Consider the following 13,790-nt stretch of genomic DNA (forward strand, 5'->3'; position numbering starts at 1 on the left):
TTTCCCCAACCGATCTTGCGGGAAAAATATGCCAGAATCGGTCCAACATCTTCGCTTAGTCAATCATGCATCTCCCTTTCCTCAAAGGTACGGGTACCTTGAAAGCTCACCCCCTCGTGCGCATCCTCCTCCCGAGAGGAGTTTGGCATTTTCTCTTGATAGCTATCGCAATTTCCGGGATTGTTTTCCGTTTTGCCGATCTCGATCGCGAAATCTTTTGGCATGACGAAGCTTATACGGCTTTACGAATTTCGGGATATACGGAAACTGAGTTAATTCAAAACCTCTTTACCAACGAACCCCTCGATCGCGACGACCTTTTAATTTATCAACAACTGACTCCTGAAAAAAACTTAAGCGATAGCCTCAACTCCTTAGCTCGCGAAGACGCCCAACATCCTCCCTTGTATTACATATTAACCCGATGGTGGGCGCAACTATTTGGGGATTCGATCGCCTCCCTTCGCACGGTTTCTGCACTGTTCAGTTTAATTGCACTTCCGGCGATGTATTGGCTTTGCTATCAATTATTGAGTTCCGAATTCGCCGGATTAATCGGAATGGCGCTCATTTCTGTTTCTCCCTTTCATATTCTCTATGCCCGAGAAGCTAGAGAATACGGATTGTGGACGGCGACAATTTTACTGGCGAGTGCGGCATTTTTAAAAGCAGTTTCAGAGAATCAAAGTATTAAAAAATGGACCATTTATACCGTTACTTTAGCGGCCAGTTTTTACAGCTTTCTCTTTTCCGCGTTAGTAGCGATCGCCCACGGGAGCTACTTACTGGCGATCGACGGCTTCAAAATAACTCAAAAAAAGATGAGTTATTTCTTCGCTTCATGGGGAGCCGTCTTATTATTTATCCCCTGGATCGTTATCGTATTCAACCAGTTTTCTAAAGTGCGTGGGACGACGGCGTGGACCGCACAGCCGATGGCGCCGATCGGTTTGGCGATCGCTTGGGTTGCCAATAGTAGCCGGGTGTTCTTCGACCTAAATTTAGATTCTGATTCGCCATTGATTTACAGCATTCCCGCTTTAGTTTTGGCGATCGCCTTAATCGGATACTCCCTTTATTTTCTGATAAAACATACTCAGAAACAAGTCTGGCTGTTTGTAATTTTATTAATTGCCATTCCCGCTTTAACCCTGATTCTTCCCGATCTCATCCTCGGCGGTCGTCGGTCTACGGTCAGCCGTTATTTAATTCCTTCTTATTTAGGCATGGAATTGGCAGTTACTGCCTTGCTATCGTTAAAATTAGCAACAGCTAAAAGTATTTTCAAACAAAGACTGTGGCAAGGAATCGCCCTCACTGTTTTATTGGCGGGGATGATTTCCGGGGGGGCGATCGTCCATTCGGAAACGTGGTGGAATAAGAAAAATAGCCACAATCACCCGCAAGCTGCCCGATTAATTAATGCGGCAGAACATCCGTTATTAATCACCAGTGATTTTCGCTTCAATCGCGGCGAAATACTATCTTTAGCGCACTTACTCGATCGCCACGTCACGATCCAATTAGTGCTTGAGGGAGAAGTCCCCAACTTAGGGGATGAGAGAGAAGGAAAAGACAGTAAACCGTTTAGCGATATTTATTTATTCAATCCTTCCAAAGGTTTGCAAGAGGGATTGCGCGATCGCTATCCGGGTACCGAGATCGAACCCGTCAAACCGGAATCCTTGCGGTTAGAAAAATTAACCGGAATCGGTTCCGGGCGATCGTCTTAAGAGGATTGCTCCTGGTCAGTTTGCGGTAGAACTTTCAAGATTTTATCGTATTGAAACTGAGCGACACAATTGCGAAGCACTTGGGCTATACGGTGATGTTCCGGCTCGATTTTGACGATCGCCGCTTCGATCGCGCGCGGATCGAGATCTAAAATGGCTTCTCTCAATTCATCGATGAGGAATGGGGGCAAACCTTCGAGATTGGCTGCCGTCAAAACTTGAGGAATGGCCGGACTTTCGACCGAGTGAAACGGACGGTCTTCATAGATATATTCCAACTTCAAATGTTTGGCCATCGTTTCAAAAATGACCGATTCGACGATCGGTTTGGGAACCCAATCGTCGCATCCGGCGGCAAAAATAGCGGGTCTATCTTGTTCTAAAGCACTGGCGGTAACCGCGACGATCTTGGTTTGCCGACCTTTGGCGGTCGCCTTAATCTGGCGGGTGGCTTCGTAACCGTCCATGACGGGCATTCGCATATCCATCCAAATCAAATGAGGGTCGAAGCGTTGCCACACGGCGATCGCCTCGCGACCGTTGACGGCTTCGGCGACCTCAAAACCGACCCGAGACAGCCAATTGACGAGAATCAGGCGGTTGTTGGCGCGATCGTCGGCGACTAAAATGCGGTAAGTCTCGCCGTCGCCTGCAACGCCGACAATGCGATCGCTCGGCGTGGTCGAGTGCAACTGGGTCGGAGAAACCCGGCGAATGGCGATCTGAAAATGAAACGTGCTGCCTTCGCCGAGTTGAGAACTGACCTCGATATGTCCGCCCATCAGTTCGACGTAACGCTGGCAAATTGCCAGACCCAACCCAGTTCCTTCTTGCATTTCCATTCCCGATTGGGTCTGTACGAACGGTTCGAATAACTGTTTGAGTTCGTTGGGGGCGATACCGATGCCCGTATCGCAGACCGTGAAAGCCACGAACTGGCGGGGAGGAGAGCCGATCGCCCCGTCAACGGCCCGCCAGCTCACGCGCACGGCGATCCTGCCGCGATCGGTAAATTTGACCGCATTACTGAGCAAATTAATTAAAACCTGGCGCAATTTGAGGCGATCGCTGCAAATATATTGAGGGAGGTCCGGGGCGAGGACGAACTCGAATTGCAACCCTTTCTCGTTGACTTTCAGTTGAAAGGTTTGGTGGATATCGGCCAGTAATTGATAGAGGTCGAATTCATTTTCATTGAGATGGGTGCGTCCGGCTTCAATTTTGGAGAAATCCAAAATATCGTTAATTAAGGCGAGTAAATGTTCGCCACTGCGGGCGATCGCGTTGAGATAAGTTTGTTGTGCCTCGGTGAGGTTATCGTGATGTTCGAGCAGTTGAGTAAAGCCGAGGATCGCATTGAGCGGCGATCGTAACTCGTGGCTCATATTCGCTAAAAACAGACTTTTGGCGCGGTTGGCGGCTTCCGCTTCTTCTTTCGCTTCCGACAACGCCATTTGCACTTGTTTGAGTTCGGTGATGTCGGTATAAGTTCCGACGACGCGCACGACTTTAAACTTGTGGTCGCGAATGGCCTGACCGCGCACCAAAAACCAGCGAAACGAGCCATCTTTGTGACTCAGACGGTGTTCGAGAATGTATTCGCCGACCTTCCCGCACAAGTGAGCCCGGGCCGCTTCGAGGACTTGGGGGCGATCGTCGGGATGGATGTAGCTCATCCACGCTTGGAGATTGGCGGGCATTTCCTCGGGACGATACCCCAAAATATCTTTAATATTCGGATCGAGATAAAATTCGGTTTCGAGTAAATTCCACTCCCAGACGCCGACTTTGGCGGCGCGGGTGGCGAGTTCGTACCGCCGTTCGCTGCGTCGCAAGGCTTCTTCGGTCAATTTGCGATCGCTGATATCGATCGCCACCCCATCCCAGAGTAAATCGCCGTTGGCTTGGCGTTCCGGTCGCGAAATCGACTGAATCCACTTTGTTTTTCCCGAGGCAGTGCGGATCTGGTACTCGCAGTAAAACGGTTCTAAGGTGCGTGAGGACTGGGCGATCGCCCGTTTGACCTCGACGAGATCTTGGCGGTCGATCTGCGCGAAAATTGCCGAAGCGTCCTCGCGAATGAGTTCGGGATCGATCTCGAAGATTTCGCGACAGGCGTGACTCGCATAGGGGACGCAGTAGGTTCCGTTGGAACCGAGACGAAATTGATAGATCGTTCCGGGAATGTTGGCGACGAGCTTTTGAAAGCGCGCCTCACTCTGGCGCAGTTGTTCTTCGGCCCGTTTGCGATCGCTGATGTCGGTACTGACCCCGAGAAAGCCGACGGGTTCGCCATCCGCGTTGCGAATTAGGGTATTGATGAGGTAAGCGGCGAAGGTACTGCCATCGAGGCGTTGCACGATGATTTCCCCTTCCCAATAGCCTTGTTGTTGCACCCGGGCGAAAATTTCGCAGGCGCGATCGTACTCGCAGGGGGGAACGATCGCCTCGAAGATCCGTTGACCGAGAATACGGTCGTCCGCAAAGCGGTACAAGTCGCGGGCAAAGGCATTGTAATAGGTGATCCGACCGTCTAGATCGGTGGCGATGACCGCATTGCGGACTTGAGAGAGTAAGGAGGCTTGAAAGGCAATTTGCGCTTGAGCTTGCTTGCGTTCGGTGATATCTTGGGCGACGACCATCCCGGCGATCGCCTCTCCGGCGTCGTTTTTGACGCTGACGCTTTGCAAGAGCAAGGCGCGATCGTCGTACGCGATTTCGTGAGGGGTCTCGATCCCGGCGAGGGATTCTCGATAAATCGGTTCGATCAGCTCGATTTCGTCTGGGGTGAGCGCTTCCCAGAGGGTTTTCCCTTCCAAATCTTGCGGGGTGTAACCGGACCACTCCTGCAAGGCTTGACCGCCGACGACGAGATAGCGCAAATCGCGATCGAACAGGAAAATCGCGCCGTTGGGGAAGTGTTCGGCGACAGTTCGGTAAAGGCGATCGCTGCGTTCGAGCGCTGCTTGGGTTTGCTGGCGGTCGATCGCCGCCCCCAGGATATGGGCGATCGCCTGGAGAAAGTGAACGTCATCCTCGCTAAACTCCCGATATTGTCGGGTGTGAATCCCGAAAACGCCGTAGGGGCGATCGTGTAAGCCGATCGTGACGCTAACCCCGCTCACGACTTGGTGTTGGTGCAGTAATTCCGGCCCGTTGAAGCGCGTTTCCGTCGATAAGTCGCGCACGATCGCGGGTTCGTCAGCATACAGAGTATAGCCCGCTTGCGATTCCCGTTCGGTTCCCACCGTCACCGTTCCTACCAAACCCGGTGTCCAGCCGATCCCGACTTTGAGCAGCAATTCCCGGCGGTCGGGCAGCAATTCTAAGATTTTGGTATATTCGACGGCCAAGATTTCGGCCACGACATTGACGGCGCGCTGCATCAAGGCTTCGAGATCGTCGGTGGCTAAAGCTTCTTGACCTAACTCGGCGATCGCCGCTTGTTGGCGTTCCCGGATTTTGAGTTGGTTTTCCGCCTGTTTGCGATCGGTGATTTCTCGTTGGGCGCCGCAATGTCCCACGATGCGTCCCGCTTCGTCATAGAGACAGGTGTAGGTTCCTTCCACCCACATCGGGGTTCCGTCTAATTTGCGTTCCCGAGATTCGATTTCTAAAATGCCGCGATCGAATAACTCCCGCCACACTTGTTTGGCATAGTCGAGATCGTGGGAGAAAAACTCTGCCGGAGTCATGCCGAGTAATTGTTCTCGGGTGCCGCCATATTGCTTGACAAAGGCGTCGTTGACTTCACTGAGGCGTTCGTGGCTGAAGGTGTAGTCGAGTAAGGCGTCTTTGTCGGCGCCTTCGTTCCAGGCGACGCCAAAGTCGAAGCTGAAAAAGAAACAACCGTCAATGGCTTGATTGAAAAATAAATCGAAGCGTTTTTTACTTTCTTGTAAGGCGATCGCTTCTGTGGAGACGATCTCGCCGACTTTCCCGAGGCGGTCGGTGGCGGCTGGGTCGTCTTCGTCTGTGGCCAGTTCGGGATATTTTTGTTGCAGTTGCACGACTTTGGCGCGCGCTTGCCACTGTTGGTAACATTGCAGCGATCGCCCCCGATAATCTCGGGCGATCGCCCTCATCGACTCGGCGCTATAAAAGTCGGCGGCGCGTTCGTAGCAGACGGCGCGTTCGTGAATTACATCCCGATCGCGTGCGGTTTCGATGGCGCGATCGTAACTTTGTGCCGCTTGCCACTGCTGTTGTAAAACCCGCGCTTTTTCCGCTTCGACTAAGGCGAAATTGCCCGCAAATTGGCGATCCAAACGGGGGAGTTGAGGACGGGTTTCGAGGAAAGTATCGGCTTGTTGCACCACGGCCCGACGCTGTTTTTTCGACAAATTCGGATAACTCGCCAGTCCCGCTAAAATGCGGTAAAAACTAAACCAAGATAACAAGGCTGGATCTTGAAGGCGATCGAGATCGATCGCCGCCCGTTCCCCCTTTACAAACGCCGTTTGAAAATCCCCAAACCAATAGGCGATCGTCAAACGAGTAAACCAAAACATCAACAGGGTCTCGTCCCCTCGCGATCGCGCGATCTCGACCCGTTCGGCTTCGAGGTCCGCATCGAGGGAACTCCCCGGTTCTGCGCCTCGCGTTAAATCGGCGATCGCCCAGGCGACCGGGCGATCGCACGGATCGCAGGGGCGCGACAGTTGCGCTTCGAGTAAATTTTGTCCGGTTAATAAAGCGAGCATGTTCAAAAAGACGGCTATCGCGGGCGATCGCTTCGTCGTCGATCCCCTCCCCATGGCGGCGATCGTTCTCATCGCCAACTCGGTTATGAGTTTTCACAGCCACTCGACCCCCGCAGGTGAATGTCGAATCAGTCGGTCAACTAACGATCCTCTTTCAATCCTATTTAATCTGTGAACTACCGCTATTGAATCAAAGATTACAATAGCGGCTTCCCTCTTCACTGGGGACTGCGCTAGATAGAACTGAAGTTCTACCACCTCGTCTTACATCCCCTCCAAGGGCAGTAGAGCGAGTTCCTAACTCTAATATCCGTAAGCCTTCATTTTTGAGATTGATGGCGGCATTGATATCCCTGTCATGATGGGTTTGGCAATGTTCGCAAGTCCAGCTTCTCGCATCAAGAGACAAGCTTTTGATTTGATTGAGACATACATGGCAGGTTTTAGAAGAAGGAAAAAATCGATCGACTTCTAGATAAACTTTTCCTTCTGATTCAGCCTTGTACTTTAACATCGTACAAAACATTCCCCAACCGACATCACTAATCGCTTTGGCGAGTTTGTGATGGCGAACCATGCCTTTAACATTGAGATTCTCGACCACAATCACTTGGTTTTCGTTCACTATCTTACGGGATAGCTTGTGGAGAAAATCTTCACGACAGCGACTTATTTTGGCGTGAATCTTGGCAACTTTTACCCGCGATTTATTGCGGTTGTTGCTGCCTTTCCTTTTTCGAGCGTGTTTTTGCTGTTTTCTTTTGAGGTTTCGCGCGTGTTTATTAAAATGCTTGGGATTATTATATTTCGACCCCTCACTGGTAATCGCAAAATCGGTCAGCCCTAAATCAATGCCAATGGCTTTTCCTTCAGTTGAGAGAAGGGGAGGTTCTTTTTTACCCTCTACCAAAACTGAAGCATAATATTTACCATCTGGATTTTTGGAGAGGGTTACAGTTTTGATTTTTCCCTCAAAACTTCGATGCTGACGACAACGCACTAACCCAACTTTAGGCAGTTTGATGTAATTTCCCTCAACCTTAACATTTTGAGGATAACTGATAGATTGCCTTCCCTGCTTGGATTTGAATCGGGGTAATTTTGCCCGGTTCTCAAAGAAGTTTCGATAAGCGGTTGATAAGTTCAACGCCACGACTTGCAAGCATTGGGAATAGACATCTTCTTTAAGCCAAGGGTATTCCTTTTTGAGGGCAGGTAATAATCCCTGAAGATAACCCCTCGATCGACCTTTTCCGGTCGATCGATAAGTCTCTTGGCACAAATTTAACGCATAGTTCCAATACCAACGACAGCAACCAAAGCTCTTGGCTAAAGTCGCTTGTTGCTCGTGGGTTGGATAGATGCGGTATTTGTACGCCTTGAACATTATCGCCGATATAGCCAGACGATCGGATTATCACTGATTTGCCGAAGAGTCGCTTTCATCCCACGATTCACCTTCGGTAGAATCGGGGAATTCCCGCTCCCATTGTTAAAGCGGCGCAAAAAAGCGACTCGTGCAGCTTTAGCCCCAGGCTCCAATGGTACAATCGAATCTACTTTCTTTAAGACCCGAAGCTAGGTGGGCCTGAACATCCCTTGACGCGGGGAATAATCAAAAGATTTCACTTTTACGGATATAAATCAATGAAAATTGCGATCGCAGGGGCGACCGGATTTGTAGGGAGTCGTTTAGTCGAACGGGCCCAAGAGGAGGGTCACGAGATCCTCGTGTTCACGCGCAATCCCACGAAAGCCCAGCGCGTTTTTCCCCCATCGGCATTTCCTCACGTGGAAATTGTCGGCTATACCCCCCAAGAGTCCGGGGAGTGGCAACACGAACTGTCCGGTTGTGATGCGGTGGTCAATTTAGCCGGGACTCCCCTCGCAGACGAACGCTGGACCGCCGAACGCAAGCGGTCGATTCTCGACAGTCGCAAACTCGGAACCCGCAAACTGGTCGAGGCGATCGCCCAAGCGGACCCAAAACCCTCGGTTTTAGTGAATTCTTCGGCGGTCGGCTACTACGGAACCAGCGAAACGGCGACCTTTGACGAAACCAGTCCCCCGGGAGACGATTTTCTGGCGAACGTCTGTCGGGAATGGGAACACGAAGCCCGCCAAGTTAAGGAGAGTGACACCCGTTTGGCGATCGTTCGGACCGGAATTGTCCTCGGAATGGGTGGGGCGATCGCCAAAATGCTTACCCCGTTCCGCTTGTTTGCAGGCGGTCCGATTGGAAGCGGACGCCAGTGGTTTTCCTGGATTCACCGCGACGATCTGGTCAATTTGATCCTAGCGGCGTTGCAACGTCCGGAAATTGAAGGGGTTCTCGATGCAACGGCCCCCAATCCCGTTCGTATGAAGGAACTGTGCGACACCCTCGGACAGGTGATGCACCGTCCGTCTTGGTTACCCGTCCCCGATTTTGCCCTCCATGTATTGTTAGGCGATGCGGCCCAAGTCGTTCTCGAAGGTCAGCAAGTTTTACCGAAACGTCCTTTAGAGTACGGCTTTGAATATCGGTATCCAACCCTGAAAATCGCTCTCGAAGAGGTTTTATCGTCGAGTTAGGTTCCTCTTTCGCAGGCGTCTACGGTGGGACTGAGTGGGGGGAGCGATCGCGATCGCCAACCCCACTCAGTCCCCACTTTTTTTAATTGCCGAAAATAATTGTCGAAAACTTTAGTAAAAATACTTATTTTTTGACGAAATCGAGTACAATTACTTAAGAACTAACGGCTCTCCATTCACTTCTTTGTAGCTGTCTTTACCATTATTCAAGGCTTCGGCGATCGTTATCCTCAGAAAGATCGCTTTTATTTACCTACCTTAATATTTTTTTAGAAAACTTTATTAGACATTTCTTATTTCAATGATAAGATCTGATGAACTTGACGACGAGCAATTTTAATTCACTGCTCTTGCGGATTGTTGATTAAATAAGGAGTTGAGCAAAAATGACTATTGATAACGTTTCCATCAAGCCGGAAACCCGCAACCACAAGGGATTTTTCGTGCAAGAAGCTCCCTACAAACTGATGGGCATCGACGCATCGGGGTGGGCATTAATCTGCTTTGATAACTCCTGTCATTACGTCGATCCCGACAATCTCGAAAATTCTGCCGATCCCAATGAAGCGATAGATTAATTTGAAACGAACCTTTTTAATACTCTTCCTTGATAGGGCTGTACTGTTTCCCAGTACAGCCACCTTTTTTTTGAGAGATTTTCCCCAATTCTTCGAGTATTTTGATTAAATTTAATCGATCTTAAAGATCGGATCGAGCAACACTAACGTCGATCGCCACAAGACCCGAGGGGCGTTGTTTTGGCAACAGGTGAGATGGGGACGATCGATGCAATTTCGAGGGAGACAATTATCGTAAATCCGGCTGAGGGGCGATCCCCCCTTGAAAACTGCATAAAGCTGGAATAGACTGGAGACGATCGCGCGATCGTATCGATTCTTGGCCAATAACCAGACCTTCTTCTCAGGAATCGTTCCACTCAGTAGGGAGTCGTTCTGAAGGATGTAACCGCAACAAAATCGCGCGCGAGAATCGTTACGAGAGGTTAGCTGGTTTTTGCGGAGCGCGTCAGTCTGCGATCGTCTCAGGTCAAGCAGACGAAAGGGGGTCATCTATTCAATCGTTGGTTCGTTAGTGTTGGGAAATAAACAAAATCATGTATAACGCTTATCGAGGTGCGATCGCCAGCCTCAGCGCGATCGCCAGCTTTGTGGCGACTCCTGTCATGGCGTTTTCGATTACCCCAGGAACCTCTAACCTCTTAGATACTCTCCTCGGGGATACCACGGGTCTCAGCGACTTTTCCCTGACCACCATCGGATCGAGCGAAGCGTTCGGTCAGTTTACAGACGATCCCTTCGGGTTGGGAAGCGGGATCGTTCTGAGTACGGGAAAAGTAGCAGAAATTCCTGGCGAGAATACCCTTTCTGTATACGGTTTTGACTTGAACCACGATTTCGCTCCGACCGCCCCCCCTGGATATTCTAGCGGCGAACTGGGGGATAATATTCAACTCGATCTGAGTTTTTTCGCCGATAGTAGCGTCGAAAAACTATTTTTTAACTACGTCTTCGGTTCCGAAGAATTTCGCGAGTACGGTGGCAGTCCATTTAACGATTCCTTTGAACTGCTATTAAATGGCATTAATCTTGCCAAACTCAGCGACGGTCAAAACGTCACGATTAACAACCTCGTTCCCAGTTATGACAATCCCAGTTTAGACCATCCCGACTACATTAATAATCCGGTCGGTTCTGGGGTGAACACTAAACTGGATGGCTACACTCGAACATTAGGATTTGAAGGCTTGCTCGCTCAAAATAGCCGCAATACCTTAAGTATTCGGATTAAAGATGTCGGCGATGGCTTGTTAGATTCTGCCGTATTCATCCAAGCCGGATCGGTGGGAACGGTACCCGTTACCGATCCTGGCGTCTCCGTACCCGAACCGAGTCTACTACTCGGCTTATTAGGGATAGGAAGTTTCGGATTATTTGGGGGATTGAGAAGAAAACAAGGTCTATAACTTTTGTTTGTAGAGTTGTTCTCTCAATGCCGTTTTTAAATTAACGCTCTATCTCAATATTAGGCGATCGCCATTCATCGATGAAAGAATGGGCGATCGCCTTTCTCGTTGCTCTTGCGATCGGCTAGATTTTCACCCTTTCAACCCCCTAGCAACACCCGCCTTCCGGTTCGCAGCACGCACTTCCCTCGCTCGTTTTCGTCAAGCGATAGTCGCTACCTTTCGTTTCTCGCGGATGGCGTACACTCGTGCGATCGCAGTCAAAAACTGGCGCAGTTTCTAAAGGAATTTCCCGATAGGGTTCGACCGCAATAAACTCGCCGGAATACGGGCCATTTTCTGCGGTTAACAGTTTGAAAGTTTTGTCACAGACCGCCGTTCGTTCCCCGCGTCGATACCGATGGCCGTCATCATCGAGAACCTGCTGCCACGGTCCTCGGTAAATCACCGCTTGGTTGCGTTCCCAACACGGCCCGTCTTTCCCTTTAAAAGCTTGTACCGTCACCGAACGAAACTCGATTCCGTCAATAACTTGCCAGGGTTCCTCCTGACGGACGAGAATTTCGATGCCGTAAAATCCCGCCTCTTCAAACATTTCTAAAAAGGCATCTTCGCGGAAAGCACCCGCAATGCAGCCACTCCACAAGTCCGGATCGTTGAGAATTTTGGGGGTGGGATCTTCGTCGCAAACAATATCGGAAATCACCGCGCGACCGCCGCGTTTGAGGACGCGATAAATTTCGGAAAAAAGCTGTTTTTTATCCCCCGATCGCACTAAATTTAAGACGCAGTTGGAGACGACTAAATCGACGCTATTATCGGCGATCGCGGGGTGTTCTCGCCGGAGGCGATCGCACTCGGCTTCAAAGGCTCCCCAATCGTCCACCGAGGCGATCGGATGTTGGGTCAGCCAGCGATGGGCCGCATCGAGATCCAAGGCTAAATCTTGAATTTTACCCTTGACAAAACGGACGTTATCGTAGCCAATTTTATCGGCAATTTCGCCGCGATATCGACGGGCGAGATCGAGCATTTTATCGTTAAAATCGACGCCGATAACGCGACCGGACGCCCCGACTTTTTGGGCGAGAATATAGCAAATTTTCCCGGATCCAGAACCGAGATCGACGACGGTTTCACCGGGTTTGGCATAACGACTGGGATCGCCACAACCGTAATCTTTATCGAGGATTTCTTGAGGAAGAATTTCTAAATATTGCCCGTCGTAATCGGTGGGACAGCACAAGGTGGCTTCGACCCGATCGGCTCCGGCTTGATAGCGTTCTAAAACCGCTTGTTCGACATTATAGGTACTTTCTGGTTTGAGGGGGTTGGAGGTTGAAATCTCGCTCATAGATCCGAAAAATTTGGCGTTTGCTCTCTTTTTATTTAACGATCGCCAGATGAATTTTTACTGAGAAAGGTAGGACGGGAGTTCGTGGGCCAGATGCCCGCACTTCAGAGGTTCGAGTTCGCTCAATTGGCGCTGGAATCCCTCATTTTCTGCCATGCTAACTGGAGTCCCAAGGCGACTAAACCGAGGGCGGCGATCGCGAAAACGCAGGTTCCCAGGGTACTAATCCCGAGGACGAGGGTGCGGACCGCCGCCGCAATATTGAGAGTGGCGACTTTAGTGGAGGTAATCGGTTTGTTGGCAAAGGTTTGGGCGATCGCCGAGGTCATCAGATAACAGAGAAAGCCGATCCCGCCGGAGACGATCGCCCCAGTAAAGCAGCGCCAAGGGGTAATCTCTTTACCGTCACTGGTTTTGAGGGGGGTGTTTTCAGTGGATTTATTCATAATGACTGTCTCGATGTTGATTTTCACTGCACGACGACCCGAGTGTTAGGGGGCGATGTGAATACCGTGGCTGCTCAATGGCGCGACCCACAGTTCTAAATCCGGATCGGTAATCGTCCGACGCACCCCTACGCGGACTTGTTCGGCGGTTTCTGGGGTGGAAGTGAGGGCGAAGACACTCGGACCGGATCCGGACATCATCGTTCCTAAAATCTCGAATTTTTTAAAGGTTTCGCGCAGTTCGGCGACGTGGGGATAGGCGGGTAAAACGACTTTTTCTAAATCGTTATATAACTCGCGGGCGATCGCCTCGCCGTCGCGATGAGAAATAGCGGCGACCATCGGTCCGGCGTGGACGCGCTGTTGGCGGCGGGCGAGATCTTGCGGTTGGGAAACGTAGGTATTGCCGAATTCTTGGCGGTAGGTTTTATACGCCCACGGGGTGGAGACGGCGAGAGTGCGGTATTTGCCGACGACGACCCAGAGATCGTCCAAATCTGGCAAGGGTTCGAGGCGATCGCCCCGTCCGGTCGCCAAGGCCGTGCCACCGGAGATACAAAACGGCACGTCTGCCCCCAAGCGAGCACCTAATTCTTGCAATTCGGGTTGAGTTAAGCCGATTTGCCACAATAAATTCAAGCCGACCAACACGGCGGCGGCGTTGCTCGATCCCCCTGCGAGTCCGGCAGCGACGGGGATTTGCTTGTCGATTTCGATCTCGGCGGCGCCGTACTGAGCGAAGCTGTCGGGAAATTCATCTTTGAGCAATGCGGCGGCGCGATAGGCCAAGTTGGTGCGATCGCACGGAACTTGCGGGTGATTGCAGTGAAGTTGAAAGTCTTCGATGCCGTTGGGGCGCACTTTGACGCGATCGCACAGGCCGATACTTTGCATGACCATCGCCAATTCGTGGTAGCCGTCGGGGCGATCGCCGATAATTTCCAAGTACAAGTTAATTTTTGCAGGGGCAAGCAGGGTATACGCGCGCATCTTTTC

10 protein-coding genes are annotated in these 13,790 nt (G+C 50.9%); 4 read left to right on the top strand and 6 right to left on the bottom strand.

Going from position 1 to position 13,790, the window contains the following annotated elements; genetic code table 11:
- The first annotated feature begins 65 nt into the window (after positions 1–65).
- The gene (locus tag JJD41_RS14465; RefSeq protein WP_234488836.1) at positions 66–1,733 is read left to right on the top strand and encodes a glycosyltransferase family 39 protein; all 1,668 of its coding nucleotides are present in this window, start codon (positions 66–68) and stop codon (positions 1,731–1,733) included.
- Here JJD41_RS14465 and JJD41_RS14470 read toward each other — a convergent pair.
- Positions 1,730–6,436, bottom strand: coding sequence for a PAS domain S-box protein (locus JJD41_RS14470; protein ID WP_200667596.1), 4,707 nt, complete (start codon positions 6,434–6,436; stop codon positions 1,730–1,732). The two genes, JJD41_RS14465 and JJD41_RS14470, sit on opposite strands and share 4 nt — an antisense overlap.
- A gap of 190 nt (positions 6,437–6,626) precedes the next feature.
- Positions 6,627–7,823 (bottom strand): RNA-guided endonuclease TnpB family protein, encoded by a 1,197-nt coding sequence (locus JJD41_RS14475; RefSeq protein WP_200667598.1) that lies wholly within the window; start codon positions 7,821–7,823, stop codon positions 6,627–6,629.
- A gap of 260 nt (positions 7,824–8,083) precedes the next feature.
- Here JJD41_RS14475 and thyD point away from each other — a divergent pair, with 260 nt between their 5' ends.
- Positions 8,084–9,010 carry a thylakoid membrane protein ThyD gene (thyD, locus tag JJD41_RS14480; protein WP_200667600.1) on the top strand — a complete coding sequence of 309 codons (927 nt, stop codon included), beginning with the start codon at positions 8,084–8,086 and terminating at the stop codon, positions 9,008–9,010.
- Between the two features lie 386 nt (positions 9,011–9,396).
- Positions 9,397–9,588 carry a hypothetical protein gene (locus JJD41_RS14485; RefSeq protein WP_168571608.1) on the top strand — a complete coding sequence of 64 codons (192 nt, stop codon included), beginning with the start codon at positions 9,397–9,399 and terminating at the stop codon, positions 9,586–9,588.
- 111 nt (positions 9,589–9,699) lie between these two features.
- On the opposite strand, the gene JJD41_RS14490 is transcribed toward JJD41_RS14485, so the two are convergent.
- On the bottom strand, positions 9,700–9,915 hold the full coding sequence (locus tag JJD41_RS14490) for a hypothetical protein (protein ID WP_200667602.1): 216 nt from the start codon (positions 9,913–9,915) through the stop codon (positions 9,700–9,702).
- 209 nt (positions 9,916–10,124) lie between these two features.
- On the opposite strand from JJD41_RS14490, the gene JJD41_RS14495 reads away from it, so the two are divergent.
- The gene (locus JJD41_RS14495) at positions 10,125–10,994 is read left to right on the top strand and encodes a choice-of-anchor L family PEP-CTERM protein (protein WP_234488837.1); all 870 of its coding nucleotides are present in this window, start codon (positions 10,125–10,127) and stop codon (positions 10,992–10,994) included.
- 148 nt (positions 10,995–11,142) lie between these two features.
- On the opposite strand, the gene JJD41_RS14500 is transcribed toward JJD41_RS14495, so the two are convergent.
- The 3 genes from JJD41_RS14500 to ispE all read right to left on the bottom strand — a co-directional run bounded on the left by JJD41_RS14500 (position 11,143) and on the right by ispE (position 13,784).
- The gene (locus JJD41_RS14500) at positions 11,143–12,348 is read right to left on the bottom strand and encodes a methyltransferase domain-containing protein (protein ID WP_200667604.1); all 1,206 of its coding nucleotides are present in this window, start codon (positions 12,346–12,348) and stop codon (positions 11,143–11,145) included.
- 122 nt (positions 12,349–12,470) lie between these two features.
- Positions 12,471–12,794, bottom strand: coding sequence for a DUF3082 domain-containing protein (locus JJD41_RS14505; protein WP_200667606.1), 324 nt, complete (start codon positions 12,792–12,794; stop codon positions 12,471–12,473).
- Between the two features lie 45 nt (positions 12,795–12,839).
- Positions 12,840–13,784 (bottom strand): 4-(cytidine 5'-diphospho)-2-C-methyl-D-erythritol kinase, encoded by a 945-nt coding sequence (gene ispE, locus JJD41_RS14510; RefSeq protein WP_200667608.1) that lies wholly within the window; start codon positions 13,782–13,784, stop codon positions 12,840–12,842.
- Positions 13,785–13,790: the final 6 nt, after the last annotated feature.

The sequence above is a fragment of the Oxynema mangrovii CENA135 genome (assembly GCF_016632315.1).
In the GTDB taxonomy this organism is placed as follows: domain Bacteria; phylum Cyanobacteriota; class Cyanobacteriia; order Cyanobacteriales; family Laspinemataceae; genus Oxynema; species Oxynema aestuarii.